Annotated in this window: 23 protein-coding genes; 18 read left to right on the forward strand and 5 right to left on the reverse strand. The window is 73.6% G+C overall.

Annotation, left to right across the window (positions count from 1 at the left end; translation table 11 throughout):
• Positions 1-16 precede the first annotated feature (16 nt).
• Positions 17-1,072, reverse strand: a complete 1,056-nt coding sequence (locus tag FXF50_RS21735; protein ID WP_370464136.1) for a mechanosensitive ion channel family protein — start codon at positions 1,070-1,072, stop codon at positions 17-19.
• 287 nt (positions 1,073-1,359) lie between these two features.
• Here FXF50_RS21735 and FXF50_RS21740 point away from each other — a divergent pair, with 287 nt between their 5' ends.
• On the forward strand, positions 1,360-1,902 hold the full coding sequence (locus tag FXF50_RS21740; protein ID WP_148430699.1) for an HNH endonuclease: 543 nt from the start codon (positions 1,360-1,362) through the stop codon (positions 1,900-1,902).
• A 7-nt stretch (positions 1,903-1,909) separates the two neighbouring features.
• On the opposite strand, the gene FXF50_RS21745 is transcribed toward FXF50_RS21740, so the two are convergent.
• The 3 genes from FXF50_RS21745 to FXF50_RS21755 form a co-directional block, all read right to left on the reverse strand.
• Positions 1,910-2,734, reverse strand: a complete 825-nt coding sequence (locus tag FXF50_RS21745) for a class F sortase (RefSeq protein ID WP_148430701.1) — start codon at positions 2,732-2,734, stop codon at positions 1,910-1,912.
• A gap of 13 nt (positions 2,735-2,747) precedes the next feature.
• A complete protein-coding gene (locus FXF50_RS21750; RefSeq protein ID WP_148430703.1) occupies positions 2,748-3,257 on the reverse strand; it encodes a hypothetical protein in 510 nt (169 codons plus the stop codon).
• Between the two features lie 91 nt (positions 3,258-3,348).
• A complete protein-coding gene (locus FXF50_RS21755; RefSeq protein WP_091319054.1) occupies positions 3,349-3,819 on the reverse strand; it encodes an Lrp/AsnC family transcriptional regulator in 471 nt (156 codons plus the stop codon).
• Between the two features lie 142 nt (positions 3,820-3,961).
• Here FXF50_RS21755 and FXF50_RS21760 point away from each other — a divergent pair, with 142 nt between their 5' ends.
• The 14 genes from FXF50_RS21760 to FXF50_RS21825 all read left to right on the forward strand — a co-directional run bounded on the left by FXF50_RS21760 (position 3,962) and on the right by FXF50_RS21825 (position 16,864).
• Entirely contained in the window at positions 3,962-4,846 is an 885-nt protein-coding gene (locus FXF50_RS21760; protein WP_148430705.1) for a tryptophan 2,3-dioxygenase, read from the forward strand.
• A 14-nt stretch (positions 4,847-4,860) separates the two neighbouring features.
• Positions 4,861-6,138, forward strand: coding sequence for a kynureninase (kynU, locus tag FXF50_RS21765; protein WP_148430706.1), 1,278 nt, complete (start codon positions 4,861-4,863; stop codon positions 6,136-6,138).
• On the forward strand, positions 6,135-7,469 hold the full coding sequence (locus FXF50_RS21770; protein WP_148430708.1) for an NAD(P)/FAD-dependent oxidoreductase: 1,335 nt from the start codon (positions 6,135-6,137) through the stop codon (positions 7,467-7,469). The genes kynU and FXF50_RS21770 overlap by 4 nt, the downstream gene beginning before the upstream one ends.
• Positions 7,470-7,489: 20 nt before the next feature.
• Positions 7,490-8,971, forward strand: a complete 1,482-nt coding sequence (locus FXF50_RS21775; RefSeq protein WP_148430770.1) for a 2-hydroxymuconic semialdehyde dehydrogenase — start codon at positions 7,490-7,492, stop codon at positions 8,969-8,971.
• Between the two features lie 56 nt (positions 8,972-9,027).
• The gene (locus tag FXF50_RS21780; protein WP_148430710.1) at positions 9,028-9,822 is read left to right on the forward strand and encodes a 2-keto-4-pentenoate hydratase; all 795 of its coding nucleotides are present in this window, start codon (positions 9,028-9,030) and stop codon (positions 9,820-9,822) included.
• Entirely contained in the window at positions 9,819-10,808 is a 990-nt protein-coding gene (locus FXF50_RS21785; protein WP_148430712.1) for an acetaldehyde dehydrogenase (acetylating), read from the forward strand. The genes FXF50_RS21780 and FXF50_RS21785 overlap by 4 nt, the downstream gene beginning before the upstream one ends.
• A complete protein-coding gene (gene dmpG / locus FXF50_RS21790; RefSeq protein ID WP_148430714.1) occupies positions 10,805-11,866 on the forward strand; it encodes a 4-hydroxy-2-oxovalerate aldolase in 1,062 nt (353 codons plus the stop codon). The genes FXF50_RS21785 and dmpG overlap by 4 nt, the downstream gene beginning before the upstream one ends.
• Entirely contained in the window at positions 11,863-12,636 is a 774-nt protein-coding gene (locus tag FXF50_RS21795; RefSeq protein WP_148430716.1) for a 2-keto-4-pentenoate hydratase, read from the forward strand. The genes dmpG and FXF50_RS21795 overlap by 4 nt, the downstream gene beginning before the upstream one ends.
• A complete protein-coding gene (locus tag FXF50_RS21800) occupies positions 12,633-13,055 on the forward strand; it encodes a RidA family protein (RefSeq protein ID WP_148430718.1) in 423 nt (140 codons plus the stop codon). The genes FXF50_RS21795 and FXF50_RS21800 overlap by 4 nt, the downstream gene beginning before the upstream one ends.
• Positions 13,052-13,576, forward strand: coding sequence for a 3-hydroxyanthranilate 3,4-dioxygenase (locus FXF50_RS21805; RefSeq protein WP_091319075.1), 525 nt, complete (start codon positions 13,052-13,054; stop codon positions 13,574-13,576). The genes FXF50_RS21800 and FXF50_RS21805 overlap by 4 nt, the downstream gene beginning before the upstream one ends.
• Positions 13,576-14,577: an amidohydrolase family protein gene (locus FXF50_RS21810; protein ID WP_148430720.1), complete on the forward strand. Its 1,002-nt coding sequence runs from the start codon at positions 13,576-13,578 to the stop codon at positions 14,575-14,577. The genes FXF50_RS21805 and FXF50_RS21810 overlap by 1 nt, the downstream gene beginning before the upstream one ends.
• Before the next feature lie 61 nt (positions 14,578-14,638).
• The gene (locus FXF50_RS21815; RefSeq protein WP_148430722.1) at positions 14,639-16,102 is read left to right on the forward strand and encodes an amidase; all 1,464 of its coding nucleotides are present in this window, start codon (positions 14,639-14,641) and stop codon (positions 16,100-16,102) included.
• Positions 16,103-16,176: 74 nt separating this feature from the next.
• Positions 16,177-16,464: a hypothetical protein gene (locus FXF50_RS21820; RefSeq protein ID WP_148430771.1), complete on the forward strand. Its 288-nt coding sequence runs from the start codon at positions 16,177-16,179 to the stop codon at positions 16,462-16,464.
• Positions 16,451-16,864: a DUF5130 family protein gene (locus FXF50_RS21825; protein ID WP_148430725.1), complete on the forward strand. Its 414-nt coding sequence runs from the start codon at positions 16,451-16,453 to the stop codon at positions 16,862-16,864. The genes FXF50_RS21820 and FXF50_RS21825 overlap by 14 nt, the downstream gene beginning before the upstream one ends.
• A gap of 97 nt (positions 16,865-16,961) precedes the next feature.
• On the opposite strand, the gene pepN is transcribed toward FXF50_RS21825, so the two are convergent.
• On the reverse strand, positions 16,962-19,508 hold the full coding sequence (gene pepN / locus FXF50_RS21830) for an aminopeptidase N (protein ID WP_187399761.1): 2,547 nt from the start codon (positions 19,506-19,508) through the stop codon (positions 16,962-16,964).
• Between the two features lie 227 nt (positions 19,509-19,735).
• On the opposite strand from pepN, the gene FXF50_RS21835 reads away from it, so the two are divergent.
• The 3 genes from FXF50_RS21835 (at position 19,736) to FXF50_RS21845 (ending at position 22,118) form a co-directional block, all read left to right on the forward strand.
• Complete coding sequence (locus FXF50_RS21835; protein WP_148430729.1) at positions 19,736-20,359, forward strand: DsbA family protein; 624 nt, start codon at positions 19,736-19,738, stop codon at positions 20,357-20,359.
• Positions 20,360-20,479: 120 nt separating this feature from the next.
• Positions 20,480-20,839 (forward strand): hypothetical protein, encoded by a 360-nt coding sequence (locus tag FXF50_RS21840; RefSeq protein WP_148430731.1) that lies wholly within the window; start codon positions 20,480-20,482, stop codon positions 20,837-20,839.
• Positions 20,840-20,918: 79 nt separating this feature from the next.
• Positions 20,919-22,118 carry a DUF1015 family protein gene (locus FXF50_RS21845; RefSeq protein ID WP_148430733.1) on the forward strand — a complete coding sequence of 400 codons (1,200 nt, stop codon included), beginning with the start codon at positions 20,919-20,921 and terminating at the stop codon, positions 22,116-22,118.
• Positions 22,119-22,156: the final 38 nt, after the last annotated feature.

Raw genomic sequence — 22,156 nt, forward strand, 5'->3', positions numbered from 1 at the left:
CCGGAGAAGACCGGCCTCAGGTGGCCCCGCCGGTGCCCGTCTCGCCCGGGGCCGCGGCACGGGGCGGCAGCCCGGGGTAGAGCCGGGCCGCCGCGATCCGCGCGGTGATGCCCGAGTTCTCCAGCGCCTCGGCGAGCCGCCGGCGCAGCTCGCGGCCGACCGCGAACTGCCCGTCGGCGGTCGTCTTGACCACGGTACGGATCACCGCCCCGTCGACCGTCATCTGCTCGACGCCGAGCACCTCCGGCTCCTCGACGATCTGCGGCGACAGCTCCGGGTCCAGCGCGACCGAGGCGGCCGCCGTACGCAGCACCGCGGTGGCCTCCTCGGTGCCGGCGAAACCGATCGGCAGGTCGACCACGACCAGCGCCCAGCCCTGGCTCTTGTTGCCGACCCGGATGATCTCGCCGTTGCGGATGTACCAGAGCACGCCCCGGCCGTCCCGGACCGTGGTGACCCGCAGGCCCACCGCCTCCACCACGCCGGTCGCCTCGCCCAGGTCGACGGTGTCGCCGACGCCGTACTGGTCCTCGATCAGCATGAACAGGCCGGCGATCAGGTCCTTGACCAGGCTCTGCGCGCCGAAGCCGAGGGCCACGCCGGCGATGCCGGCGCTGGCCAGCAGCGGCGCCAGGTCGAAGCTGAACTCCTTGAGCACCATGAGCAGCGCGATGCCGAAGATGAACGCCGTGACCATGCTGCGCAGCACCGAGCCGATGGCCTCGGCGCGCTGGCGCCGCCGCTCCGGCACGAACTGCTCCGGGTCGAGCGTGGCGCTGGGGATCCGCTCGCGCAGCGGGCGGAGCATGGTGGGCACCGCGCCCTCGGTGGTGGTCCGGACCAGCCGGTTGATGGTGCGGTGCAGCGCCCAGCGGGCGGCCACGGCGAGCAGCAGGATCAGCACGATCCGCAGCGGCTTCAGGACGATCCAGTAGCTGCCCTCGGCGAACCAGGCCGAGCCGGTGATGTCGTAGACGTTCTTGCACCAGGTGTCGGTGCGGCAGTCCACGGACGGGGACGGGCTCGGCTCGACGGCGGACAGTGCATGGAGCAGCAGGTTGGCGGGACTCACCCTGCTTTCGTACCGCAAGGTCGCTGGGCGCCCGCTGGCGACCCGCCCCCCTCCCGCCGATGGGGCGGCCAACCGATCATGCCGGGCGGAACCGGTCATCGTGGCACAGGCGGGGACAGCTTCCCGAGGGTACCCCGGATTAGTGCGTGCAATCCGGGGCGCGATCAGGGACTATTGGCGCAACGGACGTCGGTGATCCGGCCGGGCGTCGGTGTCGTTCCCCGCTGCCCGCGGGGCGCGCCCGGCGCCATGGTGGCCGGAGCGGCTGGACCGGGAGGGTGAGCGCGATGCCTGACATACGACCCACGGCGGGCTCCGGTGCGCTCGTTCTCAATGCCACCTATGAGCCCCTGTGCGTCGTGTCGGTGCGTCGTGCCGCGATCCTCGTGCTCTCCGCCAAGGCCGTCTGCGTGGCCGACGGCGAGGGCATCCTGCACAGCGCGCGCAACGCGCTCCCGGTCCCCTCGGTGGTCCGGCTGACCCGCTACGTCCGGGTTCCCTACCGCACCCACGTCGGGCTCTCCCGCCGGGCGATCTTCGCCCGGGACGGCTGGCGCTGCGCCTACTGCCGCGGGCCGGCGGAGACCATCGACCACGTCTTCCCGCGCAGCCGGGGTGGCCGGCACGCCTGGGAGAACGTGGTCGCGGCCTGCGCCCGCTGCAACCACACGAAGGGCGACAAGACGCCGGCCGAGCTGGGCTGGCGGCTGCACAACCTGCCGGCGGCCCCGAGGGGCACGGCCTGGCGGGTGCTCGGCCACCGCGCGCCCGACCCGCGCTGGGCGGACTGGCTCGACCTCCGCGAGCCGGAGACCGAGGCGGCGGCCTGAGCGGCGCTCACTGCCGTGCCTTCACCAGCGAGGCGTAGACCACCAGGTTGTCCGCGTAGCCGGTCTCGCCGCCCACCCAGCGGCCGCCGCAGGTGATCAGCCGCAGGTTCGGGCGGCTGAAGTCGCCGTAGACCTCCCGCACGGGCAGCCGCTCCTTGCCGTACCGCTCGATCGAGGTCACCTCGAAGACGGCCACCGAGCGGTCCTGCCGGGTCACCTCGATCCGGTCGCCGTCGTCGAGGTCCTTGAGGTCGTGGAAGACGGCCGGTCCGGTGGTGGTGTCGACGTGCCCCACGATGACCGCCGGGCCGTACTGGCCGGGGGTGGGGCCCTGGTCGTACCAGCCGACCTCACCGGACCGGCCGACGTCCGGCACCGCGATGCTGCCGTCCGGGGCGATGCCGACCCGGTGCACGGGCGCCCGCAGGTCGATCTTGCTGATCGTCAGGTCGGTCGGCGGGCTGCCGGACAGCACGGGGAACTTCTTCGGCGGCGGGCGCAGCCCGGCGGTGAGCTGCTCCGGCAGCACGCTGACGCCGGTCACCCGCTGCACGCCGAGCATGGCCACGATGAGCGCCATGAGCGCCGCCACGACCAGCACCGGGGCGCCGGGGCCGCGCTGGACGGCGTACCGCCAGCGGCCGGCGGCGTGGGCGGGCCGCGGCGGCACCGGGCGGGCGTGCGGGTCGGCGGTGGTGACGCTGGCCGAGAAGGCGTGCCCGGCGGCGCGGGCGAACCGGCGCGAGGCGCGGGACACCAGTCGCAGCCCGGCGCCGACCCGGGACCCCGCCCGGTGCCGGCCCCGGCGGGCGCGGCGCGGTTGGCGGGCCATGGCCGCACCCCAATCAGACGCGGCTACCGGTCTTGCGGCGGGCGCTCACCCCGGCCACCACGGCGACCGCGACCAGGCCGCCGACCAGAAGCAGCGAACCGGCGCCCCGACCGCCCGCGGTGCCCCCTCCGCCGGTCGCCGGGCCCTTGCTCGGCTGGGCCATGTTCAGCACGGTGAGCATGGTGGAGGCGGTCTGGCCGTTGCGGCACTCCAGGTTCACCGGGTAGTCGCCGGGCGCCTTGTTGCCGGGGATGGTGACCGCACCGGTCAGGAACCCGTTGTCCGGCCGGAGCATCACCCGCCCGAAGGCGTCCGAGGTGACCTGGGCCTGCCGGTCGTTGTTGTTGTCGCAACTGGCCCGGATGCTGACCCGGGTGCCGGCCTGGGCGCTGTTCGGCGTGACCTCGACGAAGACGTTCTCCCCGGCGCGGGCCGGCGAGGCGGTGGCCAGGACGAACGCCGCGATCAGGCCGACCAGGCTCAGAACGCCCCGGAGTGCGCGGTGTGACAGGAGCCCTCGCATGATTCCCCCCTTCCGGTGCGGCGCACCGGAATCCTGCTGACGGGCAGCGCCGGCTGCATTCCCCCTGATCGGAGGGCAAACCCGGGGCGGATCAGCGGCGCCGGCCGGCCGGGGACGGTCCGGCGGGCGGGAGCGGGGTGACCGGGTGCCAGTCCAGCGGCGTGGAGAGCACCATCGTGCTGGACGGCTGGCCGTACGGGGCGAGCCGGTCGATGACCCCCTCGAACTCGCCCATCGTGCCGGCGGCCACCTTGAGCATGCTGCACGCGTCGCCGGTGATCCGGTGGATCTCCATGATCTCCGGCCAGTCCGCCACCTCGGGATCGTTGAGGATGCAGCGCGACCCGTAGCAGGACATCCGGATCAGCGCGAGCACGGTCCGGCCGGCCCGGGTCAGGTCCACGTGCGCGTGGTAGCCGGTGATCACCCCGGACTCCTCCAGCCGGCGTACCCGCTCGGCCACCGCGGGCGGGGAGAGGTGCACCCGGCGGGACAGCTCGCTGTACGAGAGCCGGGCGTCGGCCTGGAGTTCGCGCAGCAGCGCCCAGTCCATGTCGTCCACGCGGTGACCTTTCCTTCGTGAAGCGATGCGCGGGGCACGCCTTCGACTCGACAGGTGATACCACCGTACCGCCGTTGAACAGGCATTCCATCTGCGGATCAACCGGCGGCATCATGTCGTCTACCCCGGCGTACGAAGGGAGATGACGGTGGAACAGACGACGGCGGTGCGGCCGGCGACCCCGCAGCAGCGGGCGGTCCGCGCGGCGCGCAACGGCGGCGAGCCGACCCTGGAGTTCGCCGACCGGGTGCCCTACGACGCCTACGTGCACGCCAGCACGCTGCACCAGCTCCAGCAGCCGCTCAGCGACGACCCGGGCGAGATGTCCTTCCTGATGGTCAGCCAGATCATGGAGCTGTACTTCAAGCTGACCTGCCACGAGCTGCGGCACGCCCAGCGCGAGCTGCGGGCCAACCGGGTCTGGGACGCGCTGCCCCCGCTGCGCCGGGCCGCCCTGCACCTGGAGGGGCTCAACGCCGCCTGGCAGGGGCTGCGCTGGATGACCCCGGCCGACTTCAACCGGTTCCGGGACCGGCTCGGCGAGGGCTCCGGCTTCCAGTCGGCCATGTACCGGCAACTGGAGTTCCTGCTCGGCCTGCGCGACCCGGCGCTGATCCGCCCGTTCCGCCGGCAGGCCGAGGTGCACGCCGAGCTGACCGCCGCCCTCACCACGCCGAGCCTCTGGGACGACGTGGTGGCGCTGCTCGCCCGGCGCGGCTTCGAGCTGCCCGCCGACCTGCTCGAGCGGGACGTGGCGACCGAGCACGAGTCGCACCCGGCCGTCGAGGCGGCCTGGGTGCGGATCTACGCCGACAGCGGCCCCGACAACCACCTCCGCCTGCTCGGCGACGCGCTGACCGAGGTGGCCGAGGGGTTCAGCGACTGGCGCTGGCACCACATCAAGGCGGTGCAGCGCTCGATGGGCGCCAAGGTCGGCAGCGGCGGCTCCGCCGGGCTGGCCTGGTTGCAGCGGAGCATGGCCCGGGTGGTCTTCCCGGAGCTGTGGTCCGCCCGTACCGCGATGTGACCGGAGAGAGCAGCATGCACACCCCCGAAGAAGACGCCCGCGCCCGCGACGCCGCCGACCCCGGCCACCGGCACCTGTTCCTCGTTCCGCCGGCCGAGGGTGGGCGCTACCCCGAGGTGGCGTACCTGGCCGGCAACTCGCTGGGCCTGCAACCCCGCGCCACCCGCGACGAACTCCTCGCCGACCTGGACGCCTGGCGGCGGCTGGGCGTGGAGGGGCACCTGGAGGCGGAACGGCCCTGGCTGCCGTACCACGAACTGCTGACCGCGCCGGCCGCGCGACTGGTCGGCGCCCGCCCCGCGGAGACCGTGGTGATGAACTCCCTCACGGTCAACCTGCACCTGCTGATGGTGAGCTTCTACCGGCCGGCGGGGGAGCGGACCCGGATCGTCATCGAGGACAGCGCCTTCCCCTCGGACAGCTACGCGGTGCGCAGCCAGGCCCGCTTCCACGGCCTCGACCCGGACACCGCGGTCGTCCGGCTCCGGCCGCGCCCCGGCGAGGACACCCTGCGGACGCAGGACGTGCTCGACTTCCTGGCCGCCGAGGGGCAGACCGTGGCGCTGCTGCTGCTCGGCGGGGTCAACTACCTGACCGGCGAGCTGATGGACATCCCGGCGATCACCGCCGCGGGGCGGGCCGCCGGCGCGGTGGTCGGCTGGGACCTGGCGCACGCGGCCGGCAACGTGCCGCTGTCGCTGCACGACTGGGACGTCGACTTCGCCGCCTGGTGCTCCTACAAGTACCTGAACTCCGGCCCCGGCGCCCTGGCCGGCGTCTTCGTCCACGAGCGCCACCTCGGTGATCCCGCGCTGCCCCGCTTCGAGGGCTGGTGGAGCACCGAGGCGGCCACCCGGTTCGAGATGACCCCGGTCTCCCGCCCGCCGGCCACCGTCGAGGCCTGGCAGATCTCCAACCCGCCGATCTTCGCCATGGGCCCGGTGCGCACCTCGCTGGAGCTGTTCGACTCGGTCGGCATGCCCGCGCTGCGCGAGCGCAGCCTCCGGCTCACCGGCTACCTGGAGACGCTGCTCGACGAGGTGACCGCGGACCGGCCGCTGACCGTCATCACCCCGCGCGACCCGGAGCGCCGGGGCTGCCAGCTCTCGGTCCGGATCGGCGCGGGCAGCGCCAACGAGCTGACCAAGCGGCTGCGGCACGAGCACGGCGTGATCGCCGACGCCCGGGAGCCGGACGTCGTCCGGTTCGCCCCGGTGCCGCTCTACTCGACGTACCACGACTGCTGGCGGGTCGCCGACGCGCTGGCCGCGACGGTGGAGGCCACCTCATGAGTACGGAACGCGAGGAGATCGCGGTCGTCGGCGCGGGGCTGGCCGGCTGCCTGCTGGCCTGCTTCCTGGCCCGGCGCGGCTACCCGGTCGCCCTCTACGAGCGGCGGCCGGACCCGCGCACCGGGAAGGTCGAGCGGGGGCGCTCGATCAACCTGGCGCTCTCCGAGCGGGGCCTGGACGCGCTGCGGCGGATCGGGCTGGACCAGCAGGTGATGACCGACGCGCTGCCCATGCGCGGCCGGATGATCCACCCGGTGGAGGGGGAGCCGCAGTTCCAGTCGTACAGCGTCTCCGGCGACCGGGCGATCAACTCGATCAGCCGGGGCGCGCTGAACAACGCGCTGCTGGACGCCGCCACCGCGCTGCCCGGCGTGCGGATCGCCTTCGACCACCGGCTCGTCGGGCTCGACCCGACCACCGGCGAGATGACCTTCGAGACCCCGCAGGGCAAGGTCACCGAGACCGCGTCGGTCGTGCTCGGCGCCGACGGCGCCGGCTCCGCGGTGCGCGGGCAACTGCTGGCGTACGGGGCGGTGACCGAGAGCCTGGACTTCCTGGACTACGGCTACAAGGAACTCACCATCCCGCCGATCGGCGGCGAGTTCGCCCTGGACCCGGGCGCGCTGCACATCTGGCCGCGCGGCACGTCCATGATGATCGCGCTGCCCAACCCGGACCGCTCCTTCACCTGCACGCTGTTCTGGCCGACCCACGGCACGCAGAGCTTCGCCTCGCTGGGCAGCCCGGCCGCCATCGAGACGTACTTCGCCACCCACTACCCGGACCTCGTGCCGCTCGCGCCGAACCTGGTCGACGACTACCAGCACAACCCGGTCGGGGTCCTCGGCACGGTCCGCTGCACGCCGTGGCAGGTGGCCGGCCGGGTCGGCCTGCTCGGCGACGCGGCGCACGCCATCGTGCCGTTCTACGGCCAGGGCGCGAACTGCGCGTTCGAGGACGTGGTCGAGCTGGACCGCTGCCTGGACGAGTGCGGCGACCGGTGGGCGTCGGCGCTGCCGCTGTTCCAGCACCGCCGGCAGGCCAACGCCGAGGCGATCGCCCGGATGGCGCTGACCAACTTCGTGGAGATGCGGGACAAGGTCGCCTCGCCGGTGTTCCAGACCCGCAAGAAGATCGAGCACGCGCTGGAGCGCGCCCTGCCCGGCCGCTACGTCTCGCAGTACGAGCTGGTCTCGTTCTCCACCACCCCGTACGCGGAGGTGCGCCGCCGGGTGCGCCGGCAGTACGCCGTCGTGGGTGCGGTGGCGGCCGGCGCGCTGGTGGCGCTGGCCGGTGCGGCGGCCGCGCTCGGCCGAGGGAGGCGAGGATGACCCTCTGGGATCCCCGGCTGATGGCCGGGCACGCGCCGGACGGCCCCGGCCTGCTGCGCAACTTCGTGGGTGGCTCCTTCACCGACGCCGGGCCGCGGTTCACCAAGCGCAGCCCGGTCACCGGTGAGCCGGTCTTCGAGGTGGTCGAGGCGGGCGAGTCCGTCGTGGACGACGCGGTGACCGCCGCGCGGGCGGCGCTGCGCGGGCCGTGGGGCCGGATGGGGGAGCGGGAGCGCGCCGAGGTGCTCCGCCGGGTCGCCGACGAGCTGGAACGCCGCTTCGACGACCTGGTGGCCGCCGAGGTGGCCGACACCGGCAAGGCCATCTCCCAGGCCCGCACGCTGGACATCCCACGCGGGGCCGCCAACTTCCGCGCGTTCGCCGAGATCGTGGCGACCGCGCCGACGGAGTCGTTCACCACGGTCACCCCGACCGGCGGCCGGGCGCTGAACTACGCGGTCCGCAAGCCGGTCGGCGTGGTCGCGATCATCGTGCCGTGGAACCTGCCGCTGCTGCTGCTCACCTGGAAGGTCGCCCCGGCCCTGGCCTGCGGCAACGCCGTCGTGGTGAAGCCCAGCGAGGAGACCCCCGCCTCGGCGACCCTGCTGGCCGAGGTGATGGCCGCGGCGGGCGTGCCCGAGGGCGTGTTCAACCTGGTGCACGGCTTCGGCCCCGGCTCGGCCGGCGAGCACCTCACCCGGCACCCGGGCGTCGACGCGATCACCTTCACGGGGGAGTCGGCCACCGGCAGCGCCATCATGCGGGCCGCCGCCGACGGGGTGAAGGCGGTGAGCTTCGAGCTGGGCGGCAAGAACGCCGGCCTGGTCTTCGCCGACGCCGACCTGGACGCGGCGGTCGCCGGCTCGGTCCGGTCCAGCTTCACCAACGGCGGCCAGGTCTGCCTGTGCACCGAGCGGATCTACGTGCAGCGGCCGGTCTTCGAGGAGTTCACGGCCCGGCTGGCCAAGCGCGCCGACGAGCTGGCGTACGGGTGGCCGGCCGACGAGGCCACCGTGAACATGCCGCTGATCTCGCGCACGCACCGGGACAAGGTGCTCGGCCACTACGAGCTGGCCCGCACCGAGGGCGCCGAGGTGCGTGCCGGGGGCGGCACGCCGCGCTTCGGCGACGCCCGTGACGGCGGCGCGTACGTGCAGCCGACCGTGCTCACCGGCCTGGGCCCGGAGGCGCGCACCAACCGGGAGGAGATCTTCGGCCCGGTGGTGCACGTGGCGCCGTTCGACGACGAGGACGAGGCGTACGCCCTGGCCAACGGCACCGAGTACGGCCTGGCGGCGACGGTCTGGACCCGCGACGTGGGCCGGGCGCACCGGGCCGGGTCGCGGTTGGACGCCGGCATCGTCTGGGTGAACACGTGGTTCCTGCGCGACCTGCGCACCCCGTTCGGCGGGGTGAAGGCGTCCGGCATCGGCCGGGAGGGTGGCGTGCACTCGCTCGACTTCTACTCGGAACTCACCAACGTCTGCGTGGACCTCTCATGAGTGCGCGGAACGGGCAGAATGGCCGGCGTCTCAAGCGTTCGCAGCGAGGAGCCGGGATGACCGTCGACATCGAAGCCGCCAACCGGGAGCTGGCCGTGGCCCGGCAGGAGGAGAAGCCGTGCCCGCCGCTGCGCGGGCGGCTGCTGCCCGAGGGCGACATCGAGGCGGCCTACCAGGTCCAGCAGGTCTACACCCGGCAGCGGCTCGGCAAGGGCCACCGCCGCGTGGGCGCGAAGATCGGCCTCACCTCCCGCGCCGTGCAGGAGAACTTCGGCGTCTTCCAGCCCGACTTCGGGGTGCTCTTCGACGACATGGCCGTCGGTGACGGCGTCGAGGTGCCGATGAGCAGGCTGCTCCAGCCCCGGGTCGAGGCGGAGATCGCCTTCGTGCTCGGCGCCGACCTGCCCGACGAGCGGGTCACCACGGTGGACCTCATCCGGGCCGTCGACCACGTGCTGCCGGCCATCGAGATCGTCGACTCCCGGATCGCCGGCTGGGACATCTCCATCGTGGACACCGTGGCGGACAACGCCTCCAGCGGGCTGTTCGTGCTCGGCACCGCGCCCCGCCGGCTCGCCGACGTGGACCTGCGGCTCTGCGGCATGGTGCTGGAGCACGCCGGGGAGCCGGTCTCGGTCGGCGCCGGGGCGGCCTGCCTCGGCAACCCGCTGCACGCACTCGTTTGGCTGGCCGGCACGATGGCCCGCGCCGGCGACCCGCTGAAGGCCGGGGACGTGGTGCTCTCCGGGGCGCTCGGCCCCATGGTGCCCGTGACGCCCGGCGCGGCGTACGAGGCGCGGATCTCCGGGCTCGGCTCGGTGCGGACCTGCTTCTCCAAGGAGGACTCATGACCGTCGGAGTGGCGGTGCTCGGGTCGGGCAACATCGGCACCGACCTGATGATCAAGGTGCTGCGGCTGAGTGACAGCCTGCGGATGGTGGCGATGGCCGGCATCGACCCGGAGTCCGACGGTCTCGCCCGGGCCCGCCGACTCGGCGTGGCGACCACCGCCGAGGGCGTCGACGGCCTGGTGGCCATGCCCGAGTTCGCCGACGTCGAGCTGGTCTTCGACGCCACCTCGGCCGGCGCGCACCGGCACCACGACGCGGTGCTGCGGTCGCACGGCCGGACCGTGGTCGACCTGACCCCGGCCGCCATCGGCCCGTACGTGGTGCCGCCGGTCAACCTCGACGAGCACCTGCACCAGCCCAACGTGAACATGGTGACCTGCGGCGGGCAGGCCACCGTGCCGATCGTGCACGCGGTCGGGCGGGTCACCCCGGTCGCGTACGGGGAGATCGTCGCCTCGATCGCCTCGAAGTCGGCCGGGCCGGGCACCCGGGCCAACATCGACGAGTTCACCGAGACCACGGCCCGGGCCATCGAGGTGGTCGGCGGCGCCGAGCGCGGCAAGGCCATCATCGTGCTGAACCCGGCCGACCCGCCGCTGCTCATGCGGGACACCGTCTACTGCCTCTGCCCGGACGCCGACGCCGACCGGACCGCGATCGCGGCCTCGGTGGCCGACATGGTGAAGACCGTGCAGGAGTACGTCCCGGGCTACCGCCTCAAGCAGGACGTGCAGTTCGACCGGGTGGACACGTACGCGCCGGTGCTGGGCCGGCACTTCACCGGGCTCCAGGTCTCGGTCTTCCTGGAGGTCTCCGGCGCCGGGCACTACCTGCCCGCGTACGCCGGGAACCTGGACATCATGACCTCGGCCGCGCTGCGCACCGCCGAGCGGCTGGTGGCCCTGCGCGCGACGGGGGTCGGGGTGAGCGCGAGGAGTGCAGCGGAGCGGAGCCCCGCAGTCGCGAACAACGGGGGGATCGCATGACCGACCTCTACATCCAGGACGTGACGCTGCGCGACGGCATGCACGCCATCGCGCACCGGTACACGGTGGACCAGGTGCGGACCATCGCCGCCGCGCTCGACGCGGCCGGGGTGGCCGCCATCGAGGTGGCGCACGGCGACGGGCTGGCCGGCTCCAGCGTCAACTACGGCCACGGCGCGGCCGGCGACGCCGACTGGATCGCCGCCGCCGCCGAGGTGCTGACCAGCGCGCGGCTCACCACCCTGCTGCTGCCCGGCATCGGCACCATCGCCGACCTCAAGGCGGCCAGGGCGCTCGGCGTGACCAGCGTCCGGATCGCCACCCACTGCACCGAGGCGGACATCTCCGCGCAGCACATCTCCTGGGCCCGGGAGAACGGCATGGACGTCTCCGGGTTCCTCATGATGTCGCACATGAACGACCCGGCCGGGCTGGCCGCGCAGGCCAAGCTCATGGAGTCGTACGGGGCGCACTGCGTCTACGTCACCGACTCCGGCGGGCGGCTGCTCATGTCCGACGTGGCGCAGCGGGTCGACGCGTACCGGCAGGTGCTCGAACCGGAGACGCAGATCGGCATCCACGCCCACCACAACCTGTCCCTCGGGGTGGCCAACAGCGTGCTGGCCGTCGAGCACGGCCGGATCCCCGGCCCCGGGCCGGCCGGCGCGGACGCCCCGCACGGCCGGACCGTCCGGGTGGACGCGTCGCTGGCCGGCATGGGTGCGGGCGCCGGCAACGCCCCGCTGGAGGTCTTCGTGGCGGTCGCCGAGCTGCACGGCTGGAAGCACGGCTGCGACGTGTTCGCGCTCATGGACGCGGCCGACGACCTGGTGCGCCCGCTCCAGGACCGGCCGGTCCAGGTCGACCGGGAGACGCTCTCCCTCGGATACGCGGGGGTCTACTCCAGCTTCCTCCGCCACGCCGAGCGCGCCTCCGCGAAGTACGGGGTGGACGTCCGCTCGATCCTGGTCGAGCTGGGCCGCCGCCGGATGGTCGGCGGCCAGGAGGACATGATCGTGGACGTGGCACTCGACCTGGCCGGTAAGGAGAACTCATGATCGGGCCGGACATCGCGGGAATCGCCGAGAAGCTGGGCGCGGCCGCCGACACGGCCACCGCGATCCCGCAGCTCGCCGCCGAGACCGGCCTCGACGTGGACGCCGCGTACGCCGTGCAGGCCGCCCTGCTGCAGCGCCGCCTCGACCGCGGGGAGCGGCTGGTCGGGCTGAAGATGGGGCTGACCAGCAAGGCGAAGATGGCCCAGGTCGGCGTGGACGAGGTGATCTGGGGCCGGCTCACCGACGTGATGCGGGTGCCCGACGGTGGCACGGTCGACGTGGCCGACTTCATCCACCCCCGGGTCGAGCCGGAGGTGGCGTTCCTGCTGGACCGCCTCCCCGAGCCCGGCGAGCCGGTCGGCTCCTTCACCCGGGCCGTGCGCGCGGTCGCCCCGGCGATCGAACTGATCGACTCCCGGTACGCCAACTTCACCTTCTCCCTCCCGGACGTCGTGGCCGACAACACCTCGGCCGCCGCGTTCGTGGTCGGCCCCTGGTCGCCGGTGCCGGAGGGCCTGGACAACCTCGGCGTGCTGCTGGAGATCGACGGCCGGGTCGCGCAGGTCGGCTCGACCGCGGCGATCCTCGGCGACCCGCGCCGGGCGCTGGACGAGGGCATCCGGCTGGCCGGCCGGCACGGCGTCCGGCTGCGCAAGGGCTGGGTCTTCCTGGCCGGCGCGGCCACCGCCGCCGTGCCGCTGCGCCCCGGCGCGCACGTCCGCGCCGTCGTGGAGAAGCTGGGCACGGCGTCCCTGCGAGCTGCCGCATGACCGCCCGGGTGGTCGACGGCAAGGCCGTGCCGCGCGGCGCCTTCCCGCACGTCAAGGTCGCGGGCGGGTTCGTCTTCGTCTCGGGTACGTCGTCGCGCCGGCCGGACAACACCTTCGCCGGTGTCTCGGTCGACGAGTTCGGCACCACCGACCTCGACATCCGGGCGCAGACCCGGGCCGTGGTCGAGAACATCCGCGACCTGCTCCGCTCGGTCGGCGCCGACCTGAGCGATCTCGTGCAGGTCACCAGCTACCTGGTCAACATGAACGACTTCGGTGGCTACAACGAGGTGTGGGCGGAGTTCTTCGACGCCACCGGGCCGACCCGGACCACGGTGGCCGTGCACCAGCTTCCGCATCCGCACCTGCTCATCGAGATGCAGGCCGTGGCCCTACTTCCGTCGGGAGGTCAGTCATGAGTGAGATCGCCGAGCCGTTCAGCTTCTCCGGCTGGATCGGGGAGAACCAGCACCTGCTCAAGCCGCCGGTGGGCAACAAGGAGATGCTGCCGGGCAGCGACGACTTCATCGTCATGGTGGTGGGCGGCCCGAACCAGCGCACCGACTTCCACGTCGACCCGTACGAGGAGTTCTTCTACCAGGTCAAGGGCAACATGCACATCAACCTCATGCTGCCCGAGGGGCCGCGTACGGTGCACGTGCGCGAGGGTCAGATGTGGATGCTGCCGCGCAACACCCCGCACTCGCCGCAGCGCCCCGAGGCCGGCTCGATCGGCATGGTGATCGAGCGGGTCCGCGAGGAGGGCACGCTGGAGAAGTTCCAGTGGTACTGCCCGGAGTGCAGCCACAAGGTGCACGAGGTGGAGCTCCAGGTGCGCGACATCGCCGCCGACCTGCCCCCGGTCTTCGCGGAGTTCTACGCCGACGAGAAGGCCCGCACCTGCGGCAACTGCGGCGCGCTGCACCCGGGCAAGGGCTGATGCCGCACCGCGTCGTCGACGTGCACACGCACGTCGTACCCAAGGGGTGGCCGGACCTCGCCGCGGCGTGCGGCGGGTCCGGCTGGCCCTGGCTGCGGGTGGACTCCGAGCGCGCCGCCATGATCATGGTGGGGGAGACGGAGTTCCGGCCGGTCGGCGCGGAGTGCTGGGACCCGGCGACCCGCCTCGCCGACATGGCCGCCGACGGCGTCGACGTGCAGGTCGTCTCGCCCACCCCGGTCTTCTTCAGCTACGACCGCCCCGCCGACCAGGCGGTGAAGGTGGCCCGCATCTTCAACGACCTCACGCTGGAGGTCACCGCCGGTGGCGGCGACCGGCTGGTGCCGTTCTGCCAGGTGCCGTTGCAGGACCCGGACGCCGCCTGCGCCGAGCTGGACCGCTGCCTGGCCGCCGGGCACGCCGGGGTGGAGATCGGCAACCACGTCGGCGACCGCGACCTCGACGACGCCGGCATCGTGCAGTTCCTGACGCACTGCGCCGAGGTGGGCGCGCCGGTCTTCGTGCACCCGTGGGACATGCCGGGCGGCCCCCGGCTGGACCGGTGGATGGCCCGCTGGCTGACCGGGATGCCGGCCGAGACGCACCTGTCGGTGTTGGCGCTGATCCTCGGCGGGGTCTTCGACAAGGTTCCCGACACGCTGCGGATCTGCTTCGCGCACGGCGGCGGCAGTTTCCCGTTCTGGCTGGGCCGCGCCGACAACGCCTGGCACCGCCGCGGCGACCTGGTACGCGGCGCGTCCAGCGCACCGCCGAGCGCCTACGTCGACCGGTTCAGCGTCGACTCGGTGGTCTTCGAGCCGGCCGCCCTGCGGCTGCTCGTCGACACGATGGGCGAGGACCGGGTGCTGGTGGGCAGCGACTACCCGTACCCGCTGGGGGAGCGGCCGGTCGGGCAGGTGGTCCGCAAGGCCGACTTCCTCACCGTCGAGCAGCGCGACAAGCTGCTGTCCCGCAACGCCCTGCGCTTCCTGCACGGCTGAGCCGCGCCCCGACCGGTCGTGTCGTCCGGCCAACCGGCCGCCGACCGGGCAGGATGACGGCATGGCCGAGCCGCACGACCTGACCGCGCTGGAACAGGCCGCCGCGGTCCGCCGGGGCGAGCTGTCCAGCGTGGAGCTTGTCGAGCACCACCTGCGCCGGGTGGACGCGCTCGCCGACACCCTCGGCGCGTTCGTCACCGTCACACCGGAACGCGCGCGGGCGGCGGCAGCCGCGGCCGACGCCGTGCCGGCGGACCGGCGCGGCCCGCTGCACGGGGTGCCGACCGCCATCAAGGACCTCACGCTCACCGCCGGCGTCCGCACCACCTTCGGCTCGGCCGCCTTCGCCGACTTCGTGCCGCCGGTCGACGCCGACGTGGTCCGGTTCATGGCCGGCGCCGGGCTGGTCAGCCTCGGCAAGACCACCACCTCGGAGCTGGGCTGCTCGCTCTACTCCGAAGGGCTCGTCGCGCCGCCGGCCCGCAACCCGTGGGGCCTCGGCTACACGGCGGGCGGGTCCAGCGGCGGGGCGGCGGCCGCGGTGGCCGGCGGCCTGGTGCCGGTGGCGCAGGGCTCCGACGGCGGCGGTTCCCTGCGCATCCCGGCGTCGCTCTGCGGCCTCGTCGGCTACAAGCCCAGCCGGGGGCTGGTCTCCGGCGGCCCGCTCGGGTTCGGGGCGTTCGGGCTGCCCATCAGCGGCCCGCTCGGCCGGACCGTGACCGACGTGGCCGCGCTGCTCGACGTGCTGGCGCAACCGGTGCCCGGCGAGCCGTACCTGGCGCCCGCCGCGCCCACCGGCGGCTACCTGGGCGCCGCCCGGGCCGCCGCGCCGGGCCGGCTGCGGATCGGCCGGTTCACCGCTCCGATGCTCGCCGACGAGCCGGTCCACCCGGACTGCGTGGCCGCCGTCGACCGGGCCGCCGCGCTGCTCACCGCGGCCGGCCACGAGGTGGTCGACGTCCCCGCGCCGCTCGGCCCCGACGCGTGGCCGCTCTTCGAGACCGTCTGGTACGTGCTGGCGCTCACCCCGGTGCCGGCGGAGCGGGAGAGCGACCTGCTGCCGTTGACCCGGTTCCTCCGGGCCCGGGGCGCGGCCGTCGGCGCCGGCCCACTCATGGCCGCGCTCGGCGAACTCCAGGCCCAGGTACGCCGCGGGGTGGCCCGTACCGCCGGGTGCGACCTGCTGCTCTGCCCGACGCTGGCGGCCCCGCAGGCGCCCGTGGGGGCGTTCGCCAGCCTCGATCCGGCCGAGGATTTCGACCGGCAGCGGCGGTTTTCGCCGTACTGCGCCATCTTCAACGTCACCGGCGACCCGTCCGTTTCCCTGCCGGTCGGCCGGACCGGCGACGGGATGCCGGTCGGCGTGCTGCTCACCGGCCGGTACGGCGACGACGCGACATTGATAGCCACTGCCGCGCAACTGGAGCACGGCTGTGGCGGATGGGATCAGCACCCCGCAATCTGGCGGGCCGTCGACTCCGCTAACGTGAACAGCACAAGGGGAGTCGGGCGCGCGTCGTCATGACCGTCCACCCGACCCGGAAAATTCCTGGTCTCTCTTTCCGCCTGGGGGCGTTGGGATTGTCTGTTACCGAGACGTTGCTGGTCTTCGTCGGCATCCCGGCGGCCGCCGTGCTGGTGATCGCCGGGCTGGCGGCCGTGGGCAACCGTGGTGGCGGCGGTGGCGGTGCCAAGCGCTACCGGCCCGGCCGGCCGTTCGACTTCACTCCGGTCTGGTTCCTGGGCCGCCCGGAGCAGCTGGCCGACTCGGCCGGCACCGCACTGGCCGCCGGGGCGCAGGCGCCGGCGCTGACCAGCCGCAAGCAGGAGCAGGCCGGCCGGGAGGCGCCGGCCGGTGGAACCGGAGGCGCAAGTGACCGTTGGTGAGAAGCAGGCCACGACGGGGACCGGTAACCCGCCCGAGGTCCTGGATGGGCCGTTCTCGACCCGTCAGCTGCTCCGCATCGACGAGGCGCTCCGCCTGGCCGACCAGGGCACCGGCCTGGTCTTCTCGGTCTACGTGGGCGGCCTCGACGAGCCGATCCGCGAGCACGCCGGGCGGCTGCACCGCCAGCTCGCCGAGCCGGACCGGTCCGTGCTGATCGCCGTGTCGCCCAACCAGCGGCAGCTCGAGATCATCACCGGCCGGTACGCGCGCAAGCGCATCCCGGACACGTACGCCAAGCTGGCCGCACTCTCCATGGTGGCCTCGTTCGGCGGCGGCGACCTGGCCGGCGGCATCATCCAGGGCCTCGACCAGCTCGCCAGCCACGCCGGCAAGGGCTGAGCCCACCCGCACACGACGAAGCCCGGCCCGCGTATCGCGGGCCGGGCTTTCTCGTGTCTACCGGTGGGCGGCCCGGGCCGGGCCGCCCACCGCAGGATCAGGCGGTCCGGGCGTCCCGGGCGCGGGCCTTGAGGGCCCGGGCCACGCCGTCGCGGCCCTCGGCCACCAACCGGCGCAGCGGCGCCGGGTGACCCTCCTGGGCCAGCCAGGCGTCGGTGGCGGCCACCGTGTCCTCCTCGACCAGGTACGCCGGGTAGGCGAGCCGCACGAACTCCTGCGCCGGCTCGCTGTCCCGCTGCGCCCACACCTGCGCCACCGCGGCGAAGTACTTCTCCCGGTACGGCGCGGTGAGCTCCACCTGCGCCGGGTGGGTGAAGCCCTGCAGCAGCGCCCGGTTGCGCCAGTTCGGCAGCGCCTCCGGGCCGGTGAGCTGCGCCCACACCGCCGCCTTGTTCTCGGCCGTCGGCACGAGCGCGTGCGCGTACGCGGCCTCCCGCTCGCCGCTGGCGGTCCGGTCGCGGGCCAGCTCGGCCTCCACCTCGGCGGCCCCGGCCGCGCCGTTGGCCACCAGCGACTGGAGGACGGTCCAGCGCAGCTCGGTGTCCACGGTCAGCCCGGCCGGCACCTCGGCGCCGTCCAGCCAGCCGCGCAGCGTGGCCAGGTCCTCGGCGGAGCGGGCCGCGGAGGCGTACGCCCGGGCCCAGGCGAGCTGGAAGCCGCTGCCCGGCTCGGCCGCGGCGAGCGCGGTCCGGGCGGTCCGGGCCAGCTCGGCCCAGCCGGTCGGCGCCCAGGCCGGGTCGGCGTAGAAGGTGAGGGCGGTGGTGGCCTGGCGCAGGGTGGCGGTGACCAGGTTGATGTCGGTCTCCGCCGGCAGCCCGGCCAGCACCAGCGCCACGTAGTCCCGGGCCGACAGCTCGGCGTCGCGGGTCATGTCCCAGGCGGCGGTCCAGCACAGCGCGCGGGCCAGCGACGAGTCGAAGCCGGCGATGTGCTGCACCACGGTCGCCATCGACCGCTCGTCGAGCCGCAGCTTCGTGTACGTCAGGTCGTCGTCGTTGAGCAGCAGCACGTCGGCGGCGGGCTTGCCGTGCAGCACGGACAGCTCGGTCAGCTCGCCGGTCACGTCCACCTCGACCCGCTCCCGGCGGACCAGCCGCCCGTCGGTCAGGTCGTAGAGGCCCACGCCGATCCGGTGGGTGCGCAGGGTCGGGTGCCCGGCGGGCGCCTCCTGCCGGACCAGCACCCGCTCGTACGCGCCGTCGGCGCCGATGGTCACCTCGGGGCGCAGCGTGTTGACCTGCGCGGTCTCCAGCCACTGGGCGGCGAACTTGCGCAGCTCCCGGCCGGAGGCCGTCTCCAGCTCGGAGAGCAGGTCGTCGAAGGTGGCGTTGCCCCAGGCGTGCTTGCCGAAGTAGGCGCGCAGGCCGGCCAGGAAGGGCTCCTCGCCCACGTACGCGACGAGCTGCTTGAGCACGCTGGCGCCCTTGGCGTAGGTGATGCCGTCGAAGTTGACCTCGACGGCCTCCAGGTCCGGCATCTCGCAGTAGACCGGGTGGGTGGAGGAGAGCTGGTCCTGCCGGTAGCCCCAGTTCTTCCGGATGGACAGGAAGGTCGTCCACGCGTCGGAGAAGCGGGTGGCGTGGGTGTTGCACCAGTGGCTGGCCCACTCGGCGAACGACTCGTTCAGCCACAGGTCGTTCCACCAGCGCATGGTGACCAGGTCACCGAACCACATGTGCGCCAGCTCGTGCAGGATCGTGTTGGCCCGCTGCTCGTACTCGAAGTCGGTGACCTGCGAGCGGAAGATGTAGTGCGACTCGGCGTGCGTGACGCACCCGAAGTTCTCCATGGCGCCGGCGTTGAAGTCCGGCACCCAGAGCTGGTCGTACTTGGGCAGCGGGTAGCGCACCCCGAACTTCTCGTGGAAGAAGTCGAATCCCTGCGTGGTGATCAGGTGGAGGTCCTCGGCGTCGAGGTGCTCGGCCATGCTCGCGCGGCAGAAGTACCCGAGGTCGATACCGTCGTGCGTGTACCGCACCTCGTGGTATGGGCCGGCGCAGAGCGCGGTGATGTAGGTGCTCATCCGGGCGGACTCCACGAAGTGGACCGTCTTCAGGTCCGTGCCGGCCGCCTCCTCCCGCGCGACCGGCATGTTGGACACCACCTTCCAGTGGTCCGGGACGGTGGCGTGCCAGGTGTAGACGCTCTTCAGGTCGGGCTGGTCGAAGCAGGCGAAGACCTTCTGCGCGTCGGCCGTCTCGAACTGGCTGTAGAGGTAGATCTCGCCGTCGACCGGGTCGACCGTGCGGTGCAGGCCCTGCCCGCTGTTGGAGTAGCCGAAGTCGGCGTCGACCACGAGCACGTTCTCGGCGGCCAGGCCGGTGAGGGCCAGGCCCTTCTCGGCGGACCAGCCGGCGAGGTCGACCGGCGTGCCGTTCAGCGTTGCCGACCGCACCGACTCGGCGGCCGTCTCGATGAAGGTGCTCGCCCCCGGCTCGGCGCAGCGGAACCGGACCTCGGTGACCGACCGGAAGGTGCGGCCGTCGGCCTGCACCGCGGTCGACAGGTCAAGGTTGATGTCGTACCCGGTGACATCGAGCAGGCGGGCCCGCTCGGTGGCCTCGACCTGGGTCAGGTTGCGCACTCCCGGCACTGTTCGTCTCCATCCCACTCGTCTCGCCGCGCCCCGCGGCACCGGCCTCCCCGGCCCGCTCGTGACGGCCGGTCCGAAACCGAGTCTTCCATGCACGGACACCCTTCGGTGGCCGAGGTCACGCTCTCATTCCGGTACCGGCCGATGCCGCTTGGGGTGAGGATCGGAGGGTAGGGCGCCGGAGCTCCGGCGCCGTGGAGTGGTGAAGGGATGACACCGTGACCGAACGTGTCGCCGTGGACATGTGGTTCGACCCGCTGTGCCCGTGGGCGTGGATCACCTCCCGCTGGCTGCTGGAGGTCGAGCAGGTCCGGGACGTGGACATCCGGTTCCACGTGATGAGCCTCTCGGTGCTCAACGAGGGCCGGGACCTGCCGGAGCAGTACCAGGATCTGATGAAGAAGGGCTGGGGCCCGGTGCGGGTCTGCATCGCCGTGGAGCAGGCGCACGGCGGTGAGGTGCTGGGGAAGCTCTACACCGCGATGGGCACCCGGATCCACCTCGGCAAGGAGGAGCTGGGCCGGGACATGCTGGTCGGCGCGCTCACCGACGTTGGCCTCGACCCGGCGCTCGCCGACGCCGCCGAGTCGACCGCGTACGACGAGGCGCTGCGGGCCAGCCACGAGGCGGGCATGCGGCCGGTCGGCACCGACGTGGGCACCCCGGTGATCCACGCCCCGGGCCCGGACGGCCGGCAGGTCGCCTTCTTCGGCCCGGTGATCACCCCGGCGCCGAAGGGCGAGGCCGCCGGCCGGCTCTGGGACGGCGTCCTGCTGGTGGCCGGCACCCCCGGCTTCTACGAGCTGAAGCGCAGCCGCGAGGTCGGCCCGGTCTTCGACTGAGCCGCGCCGGACGAGCCCCGCGCCGCCCCGTCACCGGGCCGGTGCGGGGCTCGTTTCACCGGGTGTCCCAGCCGGCGGCCCGTCCGGGGCCGCAGCCCGGCAGCTCCTGGAGGCGTTCCCATGGGTAAGCACCGCCGCCTGTCCGCCGACACGCCGGAGACGGCGACCGAGGACTCCGGCGCGACGTACTGGTCGGTGGCCGAGGGCGACTGGCCGGCGGTCCCGGCCGAGATGGCCGGCCTGCTGGCTCCGCCGATCGTGGTCGGTGTGGCCCGGGTGGTGGCCACCTCGCGGATGACCCCGCCCGCCGACGCGGGCCTGCCGGCCCGCACCCCGGGCACGGTCCGCACCAGCGCTGCGGCGGGCCGCCCGGCCCCGGCCGGTGCGACGACGGTCCGGCTCACCGCCTCCGGCGGCTCGCGGCCGGCCGCCCCGACGCCGGGCGGGAGCACGGCCCCCGGCCGGCACCGCACCGGCTGAACCGCGTCCCCTTTCATCTGGTGGACGGCGTGCGGGTCCGGCACCGGCGCTCCGGACGGCGCGGGTAGCCTCAGCGGGCATGACGGTCGTGCATCCGATCGCCCGGGCCTGGATCACCACTGGCGGCACCGGCGCGCAGAACTACGACGAGTTCGCCGACGACGCGGAGATCACCGCCATCGTCGAGGCGAATCCGCACAGCGCCCTGGGCATCGAGATGCCCCACCGGGCGCCGGGGAGCCTCGGGAAGTCCTTCCTCGACGCGCTCCCCGACGCGGTGGCCCGCCTCGCCGAGGCGAAGGCGGACGGCAGCTACACCCCGGCCGAGCAGGTCGTGGTCCTCTACCGGATCAGCGCGCCGGGCGAGGAGAGCGCGTACGGCCTGTTCGCCATGGTCGACACCGACCAGATCTCCACCCGCGCCGACGAGCCCGGCCTGGTGATCCGCAACGAGGACGTGTTCATCGCGAAGGTGCGGGAGCGCGTCGCCCTGGCCGAGGCGCTGGGTCACCTGCTGTCACCCGTACTCCTGCTGCAGACCGGGCGCGGCGACGAGCTGCACGCCGCGCTCGCGGCGGCGACCGAGTCGGCCGGCGCGCCCGCCGCCACCGACGTGGACCAGGCCGGCCGCACGCACGCCATCTGGCTGCTCGGCCCGGGCCCGGCGCAGGACGAGCTGACCGCCCTGGCGGGCGGCGGCGAGCTGGTGGTCGCCGACGGCAACCACCGGAGCCTGGCCGCGCAGACCGGCGGCTTCCCGCGCTTCCTGTCGGTGATCACCACGCCGGCGTCGGTCGCCATCCAGCCCTACAACCGGCTGGTCAGCGAGTTGACCACCACCCCCGACGAGCTGCTCGACCGGCTCCGCGCCGCCGGCGCGGAGATCACCCCGGTCGCCGGCCCGGTCGGCGTCCCGGCGGCCGGTGGCACCGTGCACCTCCACCTCGCCGGCCAGGGGTACGCGGTGCGCCTGCCGCACGTGGGCGGCGGCCGTCTGGAGAACCTCGACCACGCGCTGGTCGAGCGGCTGCTGCTGCGCGACGCGCTCGGCCTCGACCCGGGCGACAAGCGGATCACCTACGTGGGCGGCGACTACCCGGCGAGCTGGCTCACCGGCGAGGTCGACGCGGGCCGGGCCGAGCTGGCCGTCCTCGTGGCCCCGGTGACCGTGGACGACTTCGTCGCGGTGAACCTGGCCCGGGAGAAGATGCCGCGCAAGAGCACCTGGTTCACCCCGAAGGCGCGGGCCGGCCTGGTCGTGGCCGAACTTCCCCGCTGACCCGTGTGACGAATCCGCCTCCGTGCCGCCGCCCGCGC

Origin of the sequence: Micromonospora sp. AP08 (assembly GCF_008085935.1) — a bacterium.
Lineage (GTDB): Bacteria > Actinomycetota > Actinomycetes > Mycobacteriales > Micromonosporaceae > Micromonospora > Micromonospora chersina.

Coding starts and splice junctions, on each gene's coding strand:
- FXF50_RS21810 (WP_148430720.1), top strand. CDS start 13,576: ATGCCGCACCGCGTCGTCGACGTGCACACGCACGTCGTACCCAAGGGG.
- FXF50_RS21815 (WP_148430722.1), top strand. CDS start 14,639: ATGGCCGAGCCGCACGACCTGACCGCGCTGGAACAGGCCGCCGCGGTC.
- FXF50_RS21775 (WP_148430770.1), top strand. CDS start 7,490: ATGGCCGGGCACGCGCCGGACGGCCCCGGCCTGCTGCGCAACTTCGTG.
- FXF50_RS21795 (WP_148430716.1), top strand. CDS start 11,863: ATGATCGGGCCGGACATCGCGGGAATCGCCGAGAAGCTGGGCGCGGCC.
- FXF50_RS21780 (WP_148430710.1), top strand. CDS start 9,028: ATGACCGTCGACATCGAAGCCGCCAACCGGGAGCTGGCCGTGGCCCGG.
- kynU (WP_148430706.1), top strand. CDS start 4,861: ATGCACACCCCCGAAGAAGACGCCCGCGCCCGCGACGCCGCCGACCCC.
- FXF50_RS21845 (WP_148430733.1), top strand. CDS start 20,919: ATGACGGTCGTGCATCCGATCGCCCGGGCCTGGATCACCACTGGCGGC.
- FXF50_RS21800 (WP_148430718.1), top strand. CDS start 12,633: ATGACCGCCCGGGTGGTCGACGGCAAGGCCGTGCCGCGCGGCGCCTTC.
- FXF50_RS21760 (WP_148430705.1), top strand. CDS start 3,962: ATGACGGTGGAACAGACGACGGCGGTGCGGCCGGCGACCCCGCAGCAG.
- FXF50_RS21805 (WP_091319075.1), top strand. CDS start 13,052: ATGAGTGAGATCGCCGAGCCGTTCAGCTTCTCCGGCTGGATCGGGGAG.
- FXF50_RS21740 (WP_148430699.1), top strand. CDS start 1,360: ATGCCTGACATACGACCCACGGCGGGCTCCGGTGCGCTCGTTCTCAAT.
- FXF50_RS21770 (WP_148430708.1), top strand. CDS start 6,135: ATGAGTACGGAACGCGAGGAGATCGCGGTCGTCGGCGCGGGGCTGGCC.
- FXF50_RS21745 (WP_148430701.1), bottom strand. CDS start 2,734: ATGGCCCGCCAACCGCGCCGCGCCCGCCGGGGCCGGCACCGGGCGGGG.
- FXF50_RS21840 (WP_148430731.1), top strand. CDS start 20,480: ATGGGTAAGCACCGCCGCCTGTCCGCCGACACGCCGGAGACGGCGACC.
- FXF50_RS21750 (WP_148430703.1), bottom strand. CDS start 3,257: ATGCGAGGGCTCCTGTCACACCGCGCACTCCGGGGCGTTCTGAGCCTG.
- dmpG (WP_148430714.1), top strand. CDS start 10,805: ATGACCGACCTCTACATCCAGGACGTGACGCTGCGCGACGGCATGCAC.
- FXF50_RS21785 (WP_148430712.1), top strand. CDS start 9,819: ATGACCGTCGGAGTGGCGGTGCTCGGGTCGGGCAACATCGGCACCGAC.